17 protein-coding genes are annotated in these 16017 nt (G+C 56.8%); 7 read left to right on the top strand and 10 right to left on the bottom strand.

Annotated features, from left to right (window positions below; translation table 11 throughout):
* The first annotated feature begins 104 nt into the window (after nt 1–104).
* On the top strand, nt 105–1232 hold the full coding sequence (bamC, locus tag E8K88_RS01570; protein ID WP_136404897.1) for an outer membrane protein assembly factor BamC: 1128 nt from the start codon (nt 105–107) through the stop codon (nt 1230–1232).
* A gap of 22 nt (nt 1233–1254) precedes the next feature.
* Nucleotides 1255–2115, top strand: coding sequence for an MBL fold metallo-hydrolase (locus tag E8K88_RS01565; protein ID WP_136404896.1), 861 nt, complete (start codon nt 1255–1257; stop codon nt 2113–2115).
* 141 nt (nt 2116–2256) lie between these two features.
* On the opposite strand, the gene E8K88_RS18260 is transcribed toward E8K88_RS01565, so the two are convergent.
* Both E8K88_RS18260 and E8K88_RS01555 read right to left on the bottom strand, forming a co-directional pair.
* Nucleotides 2257–2877: a hypothetical protein gene (locus E8K88_RS18260; protein WP_136404895.1), complete on the bottom strand. Its 621-nt coding sequence runs from the start codon at nt 2875–2877 to the stop codon at nt 2257–2259.
* Between the two features lie 303 nt (nt 2878–3180).
* Entirely contained in the window at nt 3181–4857 is a 1677-nt protein-coding gene (locus E8K88_RS01555; RefSeq protein ID WP_136404894.1) for an adenylate/guanylate cyclase domain-containing protein, read from the bottom strand.
* A 364-nt stretch (nt 4858–5221) separates the two neighbouring features.
* Between E8K88_RS01555 and E8K88_RS01550 the strand changes: the two genes are divergently transcribed.
* The 3 genes from E8K88_RS01550 to E8K88_RS01540 all read left to right on the top strand — a co-directional run bounded on the left by E8K88_RS01550 (nt 5222) and on the right by E8K88_RS01540 (nt 6763).
* Complete coding sequence (locus E8K88_RS01550) at nt 5222–5920, top strand: Crp/Fnr family transcriptional regulator (RefSeq protein WP_240754263.1); 699 nt, start codon at nt 5222–5224, stop codon at nt 5918–5920.
* Between the two features lie 104 nt (nt 5921–6024).
* Complete coding sequence (locus E8K88_RS01545) at nt 6025–6348, top strand: DUF4148 domain-containing protein (RefSeq protein WP_136404893.1); 324 nt, start codon at nt 6025–6027, stop codon at nt 6346–6348.
* Between the two features lie 13 nt (nt 6349–6361).
* Nucleotides 6362–6763 (top strand): DoxX family protein, encoded by a 402-nt coding sequence (locus E8K88_RS01540; RefSeq protein WP_205879998.1) that lies wholly within the window; start codon nt 6362–6364, stop codon nt 6761–6763.
* Nucleotides 6764–6975: 212 nt separating this feature from the next.
* Here E8K88_RS01540 and E8K88_RS01535 read toward each other — a convergent pair whose 3' ends face one another.
* Nucleotides 6976–8172, bottom strand: a complete 1197-nt coding sequence (locus tag E8K88_RS01535; RefSeq protein WP_136404892.1) for a JmjC domain-containing protein — start codon at nt 8170–8172, stop codon at nt 6976–6978.
* A 62-nt stretch (nt 8173–8234) separates the two neighbouring features.
* On the opposite strand from E8K88_RS01535, the gene E8K88_RS01530 reads away from it, so the two are divergent.
* Nucleotides 8235–8762, top strand: coding sequence for an FKBP-type peptidyl-prolyl cis-trans isomerase (locus tag E8K88_RS01530; protein ID WP_136404891.1), 528 nt, complete (start codon nt 8235–8237; stop codon nt 8760–8762).
* Nucleotides 8763–8852: 90 nt separating this feature from the next.
* Here E8K88_RS01530 and E8K88_RS01525 read toward each other — a convergent pair whose 3' ends face one another.
* From E8K88_RS01525 to E8K88_RS18255, 7 genes are all read right to left on the bottom strand, one after another.
* Nucleotides 8853–9344, bottom strand: coding sequence for an outer membrane lipoprotein (locus E8K88_RS01525; RefSeq protein WP_136404890.1), 492 nt, complete (start codon nt 9342–9344; stop codon nt 8853–8855).
* Between the two features lie 320 nt (nt 9345–9664).
* On the bottom strand, nt 9665–10114 hold the full coding sequence (gene dut, locus E8K88_RS01520; protein WP_136404889.1) for a dUTP diphosphatase: 450 nt from the start codon (nt 10112–10114) through the stop codon (nt 9665–9667).
* Nucleotides 10115–10186: 72 nt separating this feature from the next.
* Entirely contained in the window at nt 10187–10963 is a 777-nt protein-coding gene (locus tag E8K88_RS01515; protein ID WP_136404888.1) for a hypothetical protein, read from the bottom strand.
* A complete protein-coding gene (locus tag E8K88_RS01510) occupies nt 10960–11973 on the bottom strand; it encodes an MlaD family protein (protein WP_136404887.1) in 1014 nt (337 codons plus the stop codon). Before E8K88_RS01510 ends, E8K88_RS01515 begins: the two co-directional genes overlap by 4 nt.
* Before the next feature lie 86 nt (nt 11974–12059).
* Nucleotides 12060–12890 carry an ABC transporter permease gene (locus E8K88_RS01505; RefSeq protein WP_136404886.1) on the bottom strand — a complete coding sequence of 277 codons (831 nt, stop codon included), beginning with the start codon at nt 12888–12890 and terminating at the stop codon, nt 12060–12062.
* A 98-nt stretch (nt 12891–12988) separates the two neighbouring features.
* Nucleotides 12989–13462, bottom strand: a complete 474-nt coding sequence (locus E8K88_RS01500; protein WP_136404885.1) for a MerR family transcriptional regulator — start codon at nt 13460–13462, stop codon at nt 12989–12991.
* A gap of 177 nt (nt 13463–13639) precedes the next feature.
* Nucleotides 13640–13945 (bottom strand): hypothetical protein, encoded by a 306-nt coding sequence (locus E8K88_RS18255; protein WP_240754262.1) that lies wholly within the window; start codon nt 13943–13945, stop codon nt 13640–13642.
* Between the two features lie 24 nt (nt 13946–13969).
* On the opposite strand from E8K88_RS18255, the gene E8K88_RS01495 reads away from it, so the two are divergent.
* On the top strand, nt 13970–15943 hold the full coding sequence (locus E8K88_RS01495) for a heavy metal translocating P-type ATPase (protein ID WP_240754261.1): 1974 nt from the start codon (nt 13970–13972) through the stop codon (nt 15941–15943).
* Nucleotides 15944–16017 lie beyond the last annotated feature (74 nt).

Genomic DNA, 16017 nt, shown 5'->3' with positions numbered 1-16017 from the left:
AACCCGCTGAGGGTGGCGCAGAGCTAAGGTGCTTGTTGGCGAAATTTTAAGCTTCTCTTTCCTCGGCTCGACTTACACTTTTTCGCATGACACATTTGATTGCTATGTCTACCAAATCTGCTGTTATCACCCTGAGCCTGGCTGCCACAGCAGCTGCATTGACTGGCTGCTCGGTGCTCGATGGCGATAAAATCGATTACAAGAGCGCTTCGCGCGGTACCTCTTTGGAAGTGCCGCCGGACTTGACTCAGCTGTCTGGCTCCACGCGCTACAACGTGCCAGGCGGAGCTGTGACAGCCAATGCCCTGCTGGCGACACAAATTCGCCAAGGCGATAGCAAGAATGTGGCCAATGACCAGGTTGCCGATGTGCAAATCCACCGCGAGGGCAATGTGCGCTGGCTGAGTGTGCCGCGCGAGCCTGATGTGCTGTGGGAGCCGGTGCGCCAATTCTGGATGGACAATGGTTTTGTGCTGACCATGGACCAGGCCTCGATCGGCATCATGGAGACCGATTGGGCAGAAAACCGCGCCAAATTACCGCAGGATTTCATCCGCAACACCTTGGGCCGGGTGCTCGATTCGCTGTACTCCACGGGCGAGCGCGATAAGTTTCGTACACGTTTGGAGCGCCGCAGCGATGGTGGCACAGACATTTACGTGACGCACCGCGGCATGGTCGAGGAATACACGAACAACGCAAAAGATTCGACCATCTGGGTGCCGCGCGCTGCAGATCCTGAGCTTGAGACCGAATTCCTGCGCCGTTTGATGGTGCAGTTGGGGTTGACCGAGGAGCAGTCGCGGGCTGTGGTGCAAGCGGAGCAGGCCAGCGGTGTTTCTGGTGGCTCGCGTGCCAGCACTTTTGGCGGTGCGGCGATTGTCAATGTCAGCGGTGCTCCATCCTTGGAATTGCAAGACGATTTTGACCGCGCATGGCGTCGCGTAGGTACGGCGCTGGACCGCACAGGCTTTACTGTCGAGGACCGTGACCGCTCCCAAGGTTTGTACTTTGTCCGCTATATCGCTCCGAATGCAGAGCGTGAGAAGCCAGGCTTTTTTGGCCGTATCTTCGGGCAAGGTACGTCCGCCCCACCCCCGGTGCGCTACCGCTTGCAGGTCCAAAGCCAAGGTGCTGTCTCGCACGTGCAAGTGCAAAATGAAGCCGGCCAATTGGTGCCTGCCAATGAGGCTGACGGCATCATCAAGCTGCTGTACGAGGACATGCGTTGATGCGATGGGGATCTGATTGCCTGTGAGCGGGTTTCGTTTTCGTAGCCTGGTCAGTGGCAGTTCTGGTAATGCCACGCTGATTGAGGGGCCCGGCAGTTTGCCGGGCACGGTGTTTCGGGTGCTGGTCGATTGCGGCCTGAACCTGCGCCAGCTCAAACAGCATTTGGCCCAAGATGGCTTGGATGCTTCAGACATCCAGGCCATTTTTGTCACGCACGAGCATTCGGACCATGTGGGAGCCAGTTTTAGCCTGGCTAAGCAATACGGCATTCCGCTCTGGTGCAGTTATGGCACGTGGCTGGGTGCCGGCGAGCCCGATTGTGCTGGACTATGGCAGCAGGCCAGTGATGGCTTGGCCATTCAATGGGGTGGTATGCAGGCTCTACCATTTACCGTACCGCATGATGCCCGCGAGCCTTTGCAATTGGTGATTCGCAGCCAAGACATGCGGCTGGGTTTGGTGACCGATCTGGGCCATGTGACCGAGCATGTCGTCGCGCATGTGCAAGATTGCCAGGCATTGTTGATGGAATTCAACCATGAGCCTGAGTTGCTGGCGAAGTCACGTTACCCCGCTTTTTTAAAGCGTCGCATCAGTGGACGTTTAGGGCACCTCTCGAATGCTGCTGCCGCGCAGTTGCTCAAGCAAGTCTTGCATCCGCAATTGGGCCATGTGGTTGCTGGGCATTTGAGTCGGCAAAACAACCAGGAGCACAAGGTGCTGGAATGGATGGCGCAAGCTACCGCAGGCCATGCTGTAGCACTGCATATTGCAACGCAAGAAGCTGGCTCGCCTTGGGTCGTATTGCGGGCGCCTGAGCCTGACCAGGTTGTTGAGAGCGCGTTGCACAATGAGTGCAGCCTCAGTGTGTTTGCGGCTTAAGTGGTTGCAGCTTTCATTTGCGCTAGTTGCTGCATCCGCTACGGTCAAAAAAGCCCCGTTGTGGTCTAAACCGCCGCGGGGCTTTTACTTCACACTGAGTGGCTGAGCGACACCATCTGTGTGGGGTGGCGACTGCCAGGTTTATTGGGCTGCAGTGGCGTTGCTATTGGCAGCGTTATTGTCGGTGGCTGCTTTGACGGCGTTTTCAGCTTCCAAACGTGCCTTGGCCGCTTCGAGCTGTGCTTGTTCGGCCGAATGCAGCGCCGCTTGCGCAGCTTCTTGGTTGCTGCCTGGAGTGTTGTTGGCGCTCACTGCTGCATTGAGGGCTTCTTGTGCTTTGGCGGCGGCCTCATTGGCTGCTGCGCTGGCGGCATCCACGGCCTCTTTACTGGCGTTGACTGCATCACTGGCCAAAGTCTGACCAGCTGCGCTTGCAGCTGCGGCGGCTTCTTTGGCCTTCTCCATGGCTTCGGCGGCGGCTTTTTCCGTCGCCTCAGAGGCATTTTGCACAGCTGCTTTGGCATCTGCGGCGACTTCGCTGGTGGCTGCCTGAACCGCTTGGCCTGCTTGTTTGGCGGCTTCAGTGGCTTTTTCGGCCGCTTCCTTGGCTGCTTTGGCCGCGTTGTCCAGGGCCTCTTGGCTTGCGCTTGGCGCCTGGCTTACTGGGGCTGGTGTTGTGGGTTGTGCGGGCTCTTCTTTTTGTCCGCAAGCAACCAGCAGCGCCGCGGCACAGGCGGCAGTCGCCAAATAGTGGAATTTCATGTAAGTGGTCCTTCAAAAACAAAGAAGATGCGTGAAGCAAGCGACGCACCAGCAGGATTGGGCTTTGCAGCTCACCATGCGGCAGATGCGGCACTTGGGCGAGCCCGGCTGGCTTGAGGTCCTGGCTTGGATTGCGCTTGGCTGCACTCTTAACGGCATAGGGTGTGAATGCGTTGACTTGGTCCATTCGCTTGCATTCGCTTCTGCACTTGCGTGATGGGGTGGCGGTGTTTTTTTTATTATTTGTGGCATTGGCATGTAACCACGTTGAGAGAGCCACCATGCCTTATGTCACTCCATGCGTCACAGCTGATACAAGGCGCTAGGGTGTGCAACAGAGTAGACCTGCAGCGCTTGGCTGCGCCCGCGCAGTTGCACCGCTTGGGCATAGCCCAACAGGTGATCGATGCCTGCCAGCTCGGCGACTTTGGCAGAAACGACCAGGCGCACTTGCGCTATTTTCGAGTGGTCTTGCAAGCGGCTGGTGGTGTTGACCACCTCGCCGACGGCGGTGAAGGTGGTGGTCTTGTCAAAGCCCACTTGCCCCAGCAGAACATTGCCGGCATGGATGCCAATGCCAAAGTTCAAGCGTTGGCCAAATTTAGCCATCAAGGTTTCAGACCATTCGTCCATCTGTTGTTCGATGCGGGCGGCCGCTTTCAAGGCTTGCTGTGCCGCTGTGGGCAACTCAGTATCGTGGCCAAAAATCGCCATCACGCTGTCGCCGATGAACTGGTTGGCAATGCCCCCACTGTCTTGAATCGCTGCGCCAACTATGCTGAAGTAACCACTCAAAAGCCATGACAAGTCGGTGGGCCATTGCTGATCAGACAGTGCCGACCACTGGCGCAAGTCGATGAAGAAAACAACCACTTCTTGCTCAATGCTGTCGTGGGCGTGTGCCTTCGCTGTTGTGCTGTTGAATAACGGCGTCACGTAGACATCGGACTGGGGGCGTAACTGGCATGCCAAGCGCACGTCGGCAGAGGCCCGCACGCGGTCCAGGGTTCTGCGCTCATCGGCACTGGCTTCTGGCAAAAAGCCATTGACGCTGCGCACTCTCACCCTGCAGGTGGAGCAGCGCGCGCGTCCGCCGCACAAAGACAAGTGTGCGATGCCATGTGCGCGGCTGGCTTCCAAGATGGAGTAGCCGACGGGCACGGCGACCACGCGCTCTGGGTAATGCACTTGAATACGCTGGGCCTGCGTTGTGCGCTGCCGCCAGTGGCGCAGCAGCCATGGCCCGATCAGTGCCAGGCCCAATAGCAGGCACCAGCCCCAGCGCAGCCCCCACTTCATCCATCTCGCACTCTGCGCCGCCGCCGCTGATGCAGGCAGGGCGACCGTGTTGGCCGCATCCATTTCACGCCCCATGGCCAGCACGCCAAGCGAGGCAAGTACTGGCAGCAGCACTGCAGCGCTGAGCAGGATGGGTTGGTAGTGTTGCCAGCCGCGCCGCGCACGAAAGGCAAAATGCAGGCCCATACAGCCGTGCACCCAAGCGACGATGAGCAAAGCCGTTTGTATGCTGGCACTCCAGGGTGTCCACAGTGCAGCGACTATGCGCTCATAGCTGTTGATAACTCCAAAGTTAGCGCTGGCCCACCGTGTTGCGACGATGTGCCCTGACATCAGCAATGGCAGCATCAGTCCAAATGCCAAACGCACGGCTTCGGCCAATGGCATGCGCCAGGTGCGCCGCTGAGCCACTGCGACTAATGCCAGCGCAGCATGTAGCACCAGTGCGCCGTAGAGCAGCAGTGTGCCAGCTGTGCTGCGCCACAGACTGTGCACCCAAATGCGCATGGTTTCAGCTGCTGACAAAGAGACCAGGCCTGTGGCGTGGTTGAGTAAATGCAGTAAGACGTATGCAAACAGGATCCAGCCGCTGTACCAGCGCAAACTGCGCACCGACAGACCCTGTGCACAACGGGTCTTGAAGGCACTCAAACCTGACGAAAGCAATACAAAAAATGGCATAGGGAAGTGGCAGGCCGCTGCCTTCGTCCACTGCGGTCGCAGTGCAATCGGGTATGGAACCAAGTGCGGCGCAAAAGTTCATAGTTCTCAGTGGAGCGCAGTGTTGTACTGTGCCAAACTTGATTGAGCTGTTAGAGCCTGTCCAAAGTCTCCACGCAGACCGCGTTGGAGCCCCAAAAAGCGCATGACTGCGTTGCCCGTTTTGCTCATACAGATGAATGAGCTGCAACTGGCTTCTTGTACTGCCTCTTTTTTGTGCCTTGCGCGACTGCGTCGAGACTTTGAACAGGCTCTTATACCGCGATATTTGGATTCATCCATTTTTACTGGGGTTGATCTGATGCCAACTGTGCTTGCGCCTTCCATGCCGTCTACGCTGGCCTTGCGTCGTGTTCATTTATTCGCAGGCTGCAGCGATGAGGTACTGCAACATATCGCCTTGCTATGCAACTGGCGCACTGTCGCGGCAAAGACTTCTTTGTTTAGCCGAGAGTCCAGCGGTGGCGAGGTGTATTTTTTGCTGAATGGGCGAGTGCGAATTACCAGCTATTCCGAGCAGGGCCGTGAAGTGTCATTTCGCGACTACGAGGCTGGTGAGCATTTTGGTGATTTGTCAGCGATTGATGGACAGCAGCGCTCAGCCGATGTCATTGCAATCGAGGACAGCCTTGTGGTCAGCATCAGCAGCGCACAGTTTTTGGCGCTGCTCGACCAAGACGCTTTGATTGCTCGGCGCATGATGCAGCACTTGACACAGTTGGTGCGCAAGCTGACCGATCGTGTGCTGGAGCTGAGTAATTTCGACGTACCAGCGCGCGTGCAGATGGAGCTGCTGCGCTTGGCCCAGGCGATAGAGCCCGATGGCAGTGCCCGCATTGAGCCTGCACCCACACACGCAGCCTTGGCTGGCAAGATCAGTGCGACCAGAGAGCAAGTCGCGCGCGAGATCAGCGCCTTGACCAAGCGAGGCTTGATTCGCAAAGAGGGCTCGCGGCTTTTGCGGATTTGCGCGGTATCCGACTTAGAGGCATTGGTGGCCATGACCAAACGGCAGGCGGTTTGAAAAAACTGTGCGCTTTGGCACATACGCTGGCGTTGCAAATGCAGACACTGTAGTCCATGCAGTTCACACCGAGAACTGCTTCTATTGATTAAGGACTTACTGCTATGAAATTTGTACCATCTTTGCGCGGCATCGCTGTCTTGACCGCTGGTTTGATTGCAAGCGTCGCTTTCGCGGCAAACCAGACCAGCAGCCTGCCACAAGAGCTGTGGCCAGGTTCTCCCGTCTCCAGCGGCACAAGCCTCAGCAGGGCTGAAGTGCGGGCTGATTTGCAAGTGTGGAAACAAGCCGGTATGGATCGTTTTGGTTATGGTGATGGCATCAGCTTTGACTCGGCCGATTACGAGCGCCGTTTAAGACACTACCAAGAGCTGCGCCAAAGCCCAAGCTTTCAAACGCTGGTTCAGAAACTGCAAGCACAGCAGTAAAGAGGTGCTTTGAATGCCATCCACAGCCTTTCACATGAATGACAAGCAGACGGCGATGCTGTCTCTGGTCGCCCGTCTGATGCTGGGCTTTTTGTTCCTCTACAGTGGCTGGGGCAAACTGATGGCGCCAGAGGCGACGATAGCGTACATCGCCAGTGCAGGTTTGCCGCTGCCCATGCTCGGCTATGCTGTAGCTTTGGTGGTGGAGTTATTGGTCGCTGCGGCGTTTGTAGTGGGCTATCAACTCCGCTGGAGCGCATTGATTTTGTGTGTCTTTTCAGTGGCATCGGCCTTGGCGTTCCATTCCAATTTTGCTGAAAAAATGCACTTGCTGCAGTTCATGAAAAATATCGCCATCGGCGGTGGGTTTTTACAGCTGGCGCTGCTCACCCCCAGCACAAAAAACACGGTGTAATCGCGTCAGGTTGGCTGCACCTGAGCTGCGTGAGGGCTCTTGTCCTCACGCATAGCCAACAACGCCAAGCCAGCAGCTGCCCTATCGCTGCTGGGCTTTACTCTTCTAGGAGCCTGATCACATGAGTGCCGATCCGCGCGATGGGGTCCTGCGCTCGTTGAGTACACCAAGCGCTCTGTCTTGGGCTCTGGCAAACCGGACGCAGAACATGCTCAGACTTGGAACAACCAGCCCTGGTCAATCCACTCGTGCAATATTTCTTGGGCCGGTTTGCTCAGCTGCTTGAATTGCGGGTAGGGCAAGGCACGGCGGTCCGCCAGCTGGCGCAGCAAGGTGCTGTCTTTGCCTGCGACGCGGTAGCTTTCGCCGTTGATGTAGAGAAAATACTCGTCGTAGAGCATGCGGGTTTTGCGGTTGAGTGCGATGGCAGTCGGCTCATGTGCCAACGCCCATTCGCCATCCACCGCGTCGGGGTGGTCCGCTTCGCTGAAATACACCGCTGCTTTGGGCTCGCTCAAATACTCGCCCAGCAATTGTTCAATCGCATGGGGCTGTTGCAGTTTGTGCATCACGGCTGCGCGTGCAAATTGCTGCATGGCTTCGGGGATCGCGCCGCTGGTGGCCGTGGCCGTTTGCTTGGCGTCTTTGTAGAGCACGGACGCATGCGCCGCCGGTGCTTGCTCGTTGCCGTCTTCGTCGTCGTCGCCCCAGTCATCGGGTTCGGCCAAGCGCTCCAGCAAGGTGCTGGCCAATTCGGCGCGGTTGGGGGAGCGAAAGCCAATCGAGTAGGTCATGCAGTCATTGCCTTCTGCAATGCCATCATGGGCGTACATCGGTGGCAGGTAGAGCATGTCGCCAGGCTCGAGCAGCCACTCTTCTTCGGCTTCAAAATGCTCCAGAATGCGCAGTGGTACGCCTTGCTGCAGTGTCAGGTCTTTTTGCTTGCCAATGCGCCAGCGGCGCGTGCCCTTGGCTTGCAGCAAGAACACATCGTAGCTGTCAAAGTGGGGGCCGACACCGCCTTGGTCGCTTGCATAGCTGATCATCAAATCGTCCAGCCGGGCTTGTGGAATGAACGAGAATTGCTGCAGCAGCGCATGGGCTTGTTGCTGGTACAAGTCCACGCCTTGCACCAGCATGGTCCAGGCTTTTTGCGATTGGGTGGGGATTTGCTTGGGCTTGAATGGCCCATTGCGCAGCTCCCAGCCACCATCAGGCTCGCTGATGATCAGGCGCGACTGAACCTCCTCTTGGGAAGCTAGCGCAAACAAGGCTTGGGCATCCACCGGCGCGCTGAAGTCCTTGATCGCCTGGCGGATCAGCAGGGGCTTGCGCTGCCAGTGGTGGCGCATGAACTGCGCAGGGGTGAGACCACCCAGCAAGGTCAGAGGGGATTGTGGTTCAGGCATGGATGTGAAAACAAAAAAAGAAGGGCTGTACAGCAGGCTTTGAAAACTGCGACAATTCGGCCATGGAAATCATGAAACAAACTGTGGTGGCATTGACCTGGACGATGAAAGATAGTTTAGGGGAGGTGCTCGATACACTGGATGAACCAGTGGAATTTTATGTGGGCGGTGAGGATTTGTTGCCCAGTATTGAGTCTGCTTTGCTGGGCAAGCGCGAGGGTGAGACGCTGTCGCTCTATTTAGAGCCCGAGCATGCTTTTGGTGATTATGACGAAAACCTCGTCTATTTAGAGGCGCGCCACCTGTTTCCAGAGGAAATGGAAGAAGGCATGGTGCTCGAAGGCCGCTCGCTACCGGTTGGCGCTGTCTCCGATGTGGATGCAGATATCCTACTCTCCGTCACTGAGATCTATCCAGAGCATGTGGTGCTGGATGGCAACCATCCGCTGGCTGGCATTGCTTTGCAGCTGGAAATCACCATCAAGAGCGTGCGACCCAGCTCGGCCGATGAGCAACGCCGTGGCTCGACTGGCATTGGTTTTTTTAAGATTTCCCCTGACGAAGACCTGAAGCCGCCTACGCTGCATTGACGCAAGTATTTGTTGGTTGTTATCAGTAGAGTGAAGCAATAAAAAAAGCGCTGCGATAAGACAGCGCTTTTTACTTGTCTGAGCGGATGCTTAGTTGACGCGGGCAATCTGGCCGTTGCGCACTTGCACGCGGTCATTGACGCGCAAGTCACCCGTGTTGGTGACATCAAATACGCGTGTCTGGCCAGAGTCAACGCGAATGGTGATGCGGTAGCCGTAGGCTTGGCCTTGTTGTGCACCGCCATCCATGCGTCCTTCAATCGCATTGCCTGCCATCGCACCGCCGACGCTACCTGCAATCGTGGCTGCGGTGCGGCCAGAGCCGCCACCGACTTGGTTGCCCAATAAGCCGCCGACTACGGCGCCCAGCAAGATGCCTGCGCCTGAGCCGCCACGGTTGCCACCTTGAATGGTTTCGATATTGGTGACATAACCGTATTCCAGCACATTCTCAGGGGCGCGCGAAACCGAGCCGTTCACGTTGCCCGATTGGTTGTTGGCGTACAGCGGGGTGGACTGGCAGCCTGCCAGGCCCAGTGCTGCAACAATGGCGGTGATAAATGTGACGCGAATGTTTGACATGAGTTTCTCCTAATGACCGAGGTTTTTTAGTGCATCCGGCGTTGAATCGCCAGATATGACGCTTGTTGTGCGCAAATCCATTGCATCAATCATGTTAGCGAGGTCTTGCGTATGCAGCGTAGGGCCATTGTGAAGGCGGGTAAAGCAACCGGCTGATCGGCACTCCACAATCGCACAGCGTGACGCGCATTGCACGCCAAAGACGCCACAAGCTCACAAACACTTGTCTCTCAAACGATTGCCAGCAGCAGTGGGTTGACCGATGCTGGTGCTGCTATTGTTGCAAGATGTCAGGGGCAGATGCAAGTTTTATTCACGGATTATTGGCTGCCGGTTGAGCCATACCCCCCTGTGCCACGCGTGGATTGGTCAAATTGCTCGACCAGATTGAATTGCACTTGCACTACGGGCACGATGACCAGCTGGGCAATGCGGTCAAGCGGCTCAATCGTGATGGCTTGTTGGCCGCGGTTCCAGGCGCTGACCATCAGCTGGCCTTGGTAGTCGCTGTCAATCAGGCCGACCAGATTGCCCAGCACCAGGCCTTGCTTGTGGCCCAGGCCCGAGCGCGGCAAGATCAGAGCAGCGTATTCGGGATTGTTCAGGTGAATGGCAATGCCGGTTGGTACCAGCACTGCCGCATCGCCTGGCTGCAAGTGCAGCGTGCTGTCCAGGCAGGCACGCAGGTCTAGGCCAGCGCTGCCAGGTGTTGCGTAAGCGGGCAGTTGGTCGCGCAGGCGCGCATCAAGAATTTGAATATCCAATTTCATAGTGGTTGCATGGGTTGTGCAGCTGGTAGCAAGCTGCGTAAGAAACAAAGCCCCACTACGGGGGCGAGGTGTTTATTGCGTAGCTGGTGCCTGTTGCTCGGGCTGGTGCTCAATTGCGCGGCCCTGTTGCTGGACAATCGCAATGCGCAAATCAGTGCTTTGCTCCAGCTCTGGCAAATGCTGCGCTTGTGCAAATGTTTTTTGCGCCAGCAGCCAAGCCAGTAGGGGGCGGCGCCAACCGGCCTGAGAGGCTGTGTTGATGGCCAGCTCTAGCAGCGGGGCAGGGGTGCTTTGAGCACGCCTGCTCAATGCCGCAATCGCCACCAGGCGCGACAACGGTTCTTCAATGCGTGCGGCTGTTTGCAGACTTTGGGCATCGACCGTGTTGTAGGCCGCTATTGTTTGTTGTGTCTCTGGCAGCGTGGCGCGTTGCCCAGCATCGAGGTGCTGGCCCTGCAGATACAGTGCGTAGTTGCGCTCTTGCGCGCTGGCGCTGGAAGCCAATGGGCTGAAAGCAGTACAGGCTTGGAAGTCCAAGCTGGCCAATTGCATTGCACATTGGTGCAGTTCTAGCCGAGCCAATTCCTGGGGACTGCCAGTGCGGGAGATATCGGCACGCGCTTTATTCAGCTCAAATGCCGCAACCCGCTCATTGCCATCCAGATAAGCCGATTGCGAGACGTTCAACGCGCTGCTGGCCTGTATTTGCCAAGCCGGTGTTGGCGGCTTGCTGGAGCAGGCGCTGATTGCAAGGATGGCGCTCAAGGCCGCTGTGCACGACAAGGCGCGAGCGGTGCGCACAGACCAGATATGGGGCGTGCTGGGAAGGGCAAAGCGGCTTGGCATCATGGCAGTTGAATACGGTGGTCCTTGGCAAATGGCCAGGTGTTTTGAAGCTCGCCGACCATGCTGTCGATTTGGCGCAAATTGCTCTCAATGCTGCTGCGCAGCTCGCCCAGATCATCCGATGATTCGCTGACGTTGCCAGAAATGGTTTTGACATCGCGCAACACCGCATCCACTTGCTTGAGGCTTTGTTGGATTTGTGCCAGCAGGGCCGTTAGTTGCTGCGCCGCTGCCTGTGTCTCACCCATCAGGCCTTGCTTGCCAAAGACTTGCTGATTCGCATTGCTGGCCAAGCGGTTGAGCGTGCCCATCAGGGTATCCAACTGGGCCACCGCATTTTGCAGTTGCTTGAGTTGCGCGCCATCGCCCACTAGCAGTTTGAGCACACCGCCATCACTGACGGTGCCCGAAAGATTGGTGCTCAGAGCCTCAATGCTGGCCAGACTTTGGGCCAAGGCGGAGTCCGAGGCAGTCAACGTGGTTAGATTGTTGATCAGGCCACGCGCTGAGGCCATCAACTGGGGGATTTCTGCTGAGGCATCGCCATACAGCACCGAACGCACTGCATCATTTGGCAGCGGTGGGTCGTCCCAGTCGCTGGTGTAGGCTTTCAAGCTGGTCGAGCCCAAGATGTTGCGCACCATCGTGAAGATACTGGATTCACGCAGTCGATGCGCATTGCGGGTCGGGATGTCGATGATAAAGCGCACCGTGCCATCGTTGGTCAACTCGATCTGGCGTACTTTGCCAATTGGAAAGCCTGAGAAGGTCAAATCCATGCCGATGCTGACGCCTTCGGAGTCATCGGCTTTCAAGATCAAGGTTTGGTGTTCTTCAAAAACGCCGCGGGCATAGAGCACATAGCCAAACGCACCAATCGTCATGATGGTGGTGATGACCATCAACAGCATGGATTTGATGTGCAAGCCTGAAACCGGTTTCAGCGAGGGAATTCCCAAGGACGATTCCGCTGCAGCCGCGCTGTTCTGTGGAGGAGATGAAGAGTGGTTCATCAGGCTTTGGATTGGGGCAGTGGGTGTAGCTCTGAGAAAAATCGCAAACACGTTCTTAGATCGTAAACACGTTCTAAGAGCCAGTTTCAATAGTAGTTGACCACCAAGGATAACACCTCTACTACCATGATTAAGAACAACATGCGCGCCAGGGTGAGCAACTCGGTATCGCGGCGCAGACCAAAGCGGGATCTGGAGAAGGCCGAGGTCAAGGGGATCAGCGCCACAATATAACCAAACGCAATCGCTTTGCCCGCAAAAATGAATGTGAAATAGGGCGTCATGACCCGGGAGAAAATATTGGTGAACGAGTCATAACCAGCCGAAGTGAAGCCATACAGCCCCTGGTACAGCGTCAGCACGACCACGGCGCTGCCCATCACCGAGAACATCACCACGCCATAAATGCCCATCAGCAAGCGTGGCAAGAACTCCATACGGTAAGCATCCAGGCCGGCATCATGCAAGCGGTTGAGATGGCGGCTGCGGCGCAAGTCGGACAGCTCTGCGCCCAATGGGATGCTGAGTTTGATGGCGATAGTCAAAGCGGCCACAATCGGAATGGCCTCAACCAGCATGACCCTAATCATCAGTGTCGAGGCCAAAGTGCCCATGCCGAACTGGGCCAGTGTTTTCGAGACAATTGCGGTAATCACGGTGTTCGTCATGGCCATGATGAAGACGAAAACCAATAATGCCCAGCGCAGCCGCAGGTAGGTATGCAAGATCACAACCCGCGCGGTCGATAACCAATTCCGGTCGGGTGTGAACAGCAGTACCAAGGCGGCGCAGCCCAGATAGGCATTGTTCCACCACAACCACCACCATTCTTGGGCATGGTTCCACGCGCTGTTAGACGGCGCACTGGCATGCGTTGGTGAGTCGACATAAGCGGTGGGAGATTCAGGGTGCTTCATGCGCTGCGTATGAGGTGCAAAAACTGCCAGTGGCGATGGTGTGAATAAATGGCGTCATTCAGCTGCGGCCCAAATGCTTGTCGGCACTGCCTGCACTGTCAAACATGCCTAGGGCGGGCACTGGCCTGCGCAGCATTTTCATGCGCTTGCAGTGTATTGGCTTGCTGGTGCAAGGTTTCAATGATTTGACAAGTCGTTGCCTGGCCGTTGCAAGCGTGCAGCAAAGACTGCAGGCGCAACTCCAGCTGCGAGAGCTCTGCAATGCGTTCGCGCACATGGCTCAAATGCTGGGCGATGGTGTGTGATGCCTGCTCGCATGCCTCGGCGCTCGAGCCATCCAAATGGATGATTTGTCGGATTTCTTCTGCCGACATGTCCAGCGAGCGCGTCAGTCGAATCAAGCGTAGTTGGTGGATGTCGTCTTCACTATAGAAACGATAGCCATTGTCTGCGCGGATGGCGGCTGGCAGTAAACCTTCGCGTTCATAGTGGCGAATATTGGCGGTCGAGACGCCGCTTTTTTGGGCCGCCTCGCCAATGCGAAATTGCGGCGTTTGGGAAAGAGGGCTCATGGTGAAATCCTTGCAAAACCCCGTTTGCTACCGGCATACAGACGCAGTTTGGCTACATTGACACTTGTTCGTAATTGAGGGCCGTCGCAAACTGGGACGCGCGTCTTCTATCGTGGCGTAGCTCTTAGCGCATTGTGGTCTATAAGGCCAATGCACAGTGGATATGGGGGCTTGACATTAAAGCTGCTTCAATGTTTTTAATTCTCTCATTGATTCCAAAGCAGCGGGAGCGTTTCCATGAAACAGACAAAAAGTAACCATCACCATCACCACCATCGGCGTCGGCCTGTCAGCGAAGAAGGGCAAGCGCAGGCCGAGCTGCAAGACGCGCGCAGCACCGCTGCTGGCTGTGGCAGCTGCACCACCACGCCATTTCTCCAGTTGGGTGGCAAAAAGAAGGCGCAGCAAGGCAATAGTCAACAGGGCCACGATCACGACCATGGTGGTGAAGCAGGTGGTTCTGACCATGATGACCACGACCATGGCGATTTGGCGCCATGGTGGCGTGTGAGCTTGGCTCTGGTGCTGGGTTTGTCAGCCGAATTGCTGCATATGTTGCTTGGCGACTCGGCTGCAGTCAGGGGGGCGAGCATGGGTTTGGCTGCCGTGGCGATTGTCATGGCAGGCTTTGGCGTGTACCAGTCGGGCTTGAAATCGTTGCTGCGTGGCCAGCTCAATATCCTCGCTTTGATGGCTGTGGCCGTGACCGGGGCGTTTCTGATTGGTCAGTGGGCCGAGGCCGCCATGGTGATGGCCTTGTTTGTCGCGGCTGAAAAATTAGAAGACGCGTCAATGGAGCGAGCACGCAATGCAGTGCGTGAGTTGATGGTGACGATGCCGCAAACCGTGTTGAAGGTATTTGCTGATGGCCGCACCCAGGAGGTCAACGTGCGAGATGTCCAGCCAGACGATCAACTGCGTGTGGCCGCTGGCGAACGCATCGCTCTGGACGGGGAAGTGCTCAATGGGCAAAGCGCGGTAAACCAGGCCCCGATCACAGGTGAGAGCACGCCTGTTGACAAAAGCACGGGAGATGTGTTGTTTGCTGGCAGTATCAATACTACGGGCACGATCGTAATGCGGGTCACTGGTGAGGCTGGCAAAACGCTGCTGGACCGGATTGTCGAGATGGTTGAGCGTTCGCAGCAAGCCAAAGCACCTATCCAGCGCACAGTGGATCGCTTCGCGCAGATCTATACGCCGATTGTGATGGTGTTGGCTTTGTTGGTTGCTTTGGTGCTGCCTTTGGCGTTTGGTTGGGCCTGGATGGATGCGATTTACCGTGCGCTGGCTTTGCTGGTGATTGCCTGCCCTTGCGCTTTGGTGATTGCCACCCCGGTGGCGATGGTCAGCTCACTGGGCAATGCGGCCAAGCAAGGCGTATTGTTCAAAGGTGGGCAAGCGCTGGAGAAAGCACGCCAAATTGCACTGATCGCATTCGATAAGACGGGCACGCTCACTGAAGGCAAGCCCCAACTGCACAATTGGCAAGCCTTGCCCACCAGCCAGGCTGGTCAAGACGGTGTTGATGGCGCATTGATCAGCCATTTGGCTTATGCACTGGCATCGCATTCCAAGCATCCGGTGTCCACGGCCATTGCACAAGGCTTGCAGTCGCAAGCTGGCGCGTGGACCGCTTCGGACTATGCCGCCCTGGCTGTGCAAGAAGCGCCAGGCTCTGGCATGAGCGGGCAGTGGCAAGGCCGTACTTGGCGTTTAGGCAGCCTGCATTGGTTGCAGCAAGCTGCGCAGGCGAGCGTGGCTGCTGAGGCGACTGCGCAGGTTGAGCAATGGCGCAATCAAGGTTTTTCGGTGACCGCTTTGGCCGCAGACGAGCACATTGTCGGACTGTTCGCAGTCACGGACACAGTGAGGGCCGAGGCGCCGCTGGTGGTACAAAGTTTGCAACAAGCTGGTATGCAAACGGCGATGCTCAGTGGTGATAGTCCTGCGGCTGCGCAATACATCGCCTCGCAAATCGGCATTGCCAAAGCGCAAGGCGGCCTGTTGCCACAAGACAAATTGGATGCGATTGCCGCTTACAGCAAACAAACCCCTACCGCCATGATTGGCGATGGCATCAATGATGCGCCAGCTTTGGCACAAGCCAATTTGGGCATTGCCATTGGAGGCATCCACGGTACGGATATTGCTGCCGAGACCGCCGATGTGGTGCTGATGAGTGGCAATTTGCGCGGCCTGCCAGGTGTTTTCCGCCTGGCGCGCAAAACCCATTTTGTTGTCTGGCAAAACATTGTGTTGGCGCTGGCAGGTAAAGCCATCTTCCTGGCGTTGGCCGTCGCAGGCATGGCGACCATGTGGATGGCTGTCGTGGCCGACTTGGGCATCAGTTTGCTGGTGGTTGCCAACGGCATGCGGCTGCGCAGCGACAAGTCCAGTGCGCCGGTCGGGGAGGCCGCTGTTGCCAGTGCTGCTGCGGCGCAAGCTTCTGATGCGGTATCTGCACAATCGACCGCTTGAGCCCACTGCATGAAAAAAGCCATGTGAGACAGTTTTCTCACATGGCTTTTTTCAGTTGGCAATATGGGCTTGGT

Origin of the sequence: Lampropedia aestuarii (genome assembly GCF_004803635.1) — a bacterium.
Taxonomy (GTDB): Bacteria; Pseudomonadota; Gammaproteobacteria; order Burkholderiales; family Burkholderiaceae_C; genus Lampropedia; species Lampropedia aestuarii.
This window is presented reverse-complemented; position numbering and strand designations above follow the sequence as displayed.

Bases quoted from the DNA above. Each gene is read 5' to 3' on its own strand.
- bamC (WP_136404897.1), top strand. From the start codon at position 105: ATGTCTACCAAATCTGCTGTTATCACCCTGAGCCTGGCTGCCACAGCA.
- E8K88_RS18260 (WP_136404895.1), bottom strand. From the start codon at position 2,877: ATGAAATTCCACTATTTGGCGACTGCCGCCTGTGCCGCGGCGCTGCTG.
- E8K88_RS01555 (WP_136404894.1), bottom strand. From the start codon at position 4,857: ATGCCATTTTTTGTATTGCTTTCGTCAGGTTTGAGTGCCTTCAAGACC.
- E8K88_RS01550 (WP_240754263.1), top strand. From the start codon at position 5,222: ATGCCGTCTACGCTGGCCTTGCGTCGTGTTCATTTATTCGCAGGCTGC.
- E8K88_RS01545 (WP_136404893.1), top strand. From the start codon at position 6,025: ATGAAATTTGTACCATCTTTGCGCGGCATCGCTGTCTTGACCGCTGGT.
- E8K88_RS01540 (WP_205879998.1), top strand. From the start codon at position 6,362: ATGCCATCCACAGCCTTTCACATGAATGACAAGCAGACGGCGATGCTG.
- E8K88_RS01535 (WP_136404892.1), bottom strand. From the start codon at position 8,172: ATGCCTGAACCACAATCCCCTCTGACCTTGCTGGGTGGTCTCACCCCT.
- E8K88_RS01530 (WP_136404891.1), top strand. From the start codon at position 8,235: ATGGAAATCATGAAACAAACTGTGGTGGCATTGACCTGGACGATGAAA.
- E8K88_RS01525 (WP_136404890.1), bottom strand. From the start codon at position 9,344: ATGTCAAACATTCGCGTCACATTTATCACCGCCATTGTTGCAGCACTG.
- dut (WP_136404889.1), bottom strand. From the start codon at position 10,114: ATGAAATTGGATATTCAAATTCTTGATGCGCGCCTGCGCGACCAACTG.
- E8K88_RS01515 (WP_136404888.1), bottom strand. From the start codon at position 10,963: ATGATGCCAAGCCGCTTTGCCCTTCCCAGCACGCCCCATATCTGGTCT.
- E8K88_RS01510 (WP_136404887.1), bottom strand. From the start codon at position 11,973: ATGAACCACTCTTCATCTCCTCCACAGAACAGCGCGGCTGCAGCGGAA.
- E8K88_RS01505 (WP_136404886.1), bottom strand. From the start codon at position 12,890: ATGAAGCACCCTGAATCTCCCACCGCTTATGTCGACTCACCAACGCAT.
- E8K88_RS01500 (WP_136404885.1), bottom strand. From the start codon at position 13,462: ATGAGCCCTCTTTCCCAAACGCCGCAATTTCGCATTGGCGAGGCGGCC.
- E8K88_RS18255 (WP_240754262.1), bottom strand. From the start codon at position 13,945: ATGGTCGTGGTCATCATGGTCAGAACCACCTGCTTCACCACCATGGTC.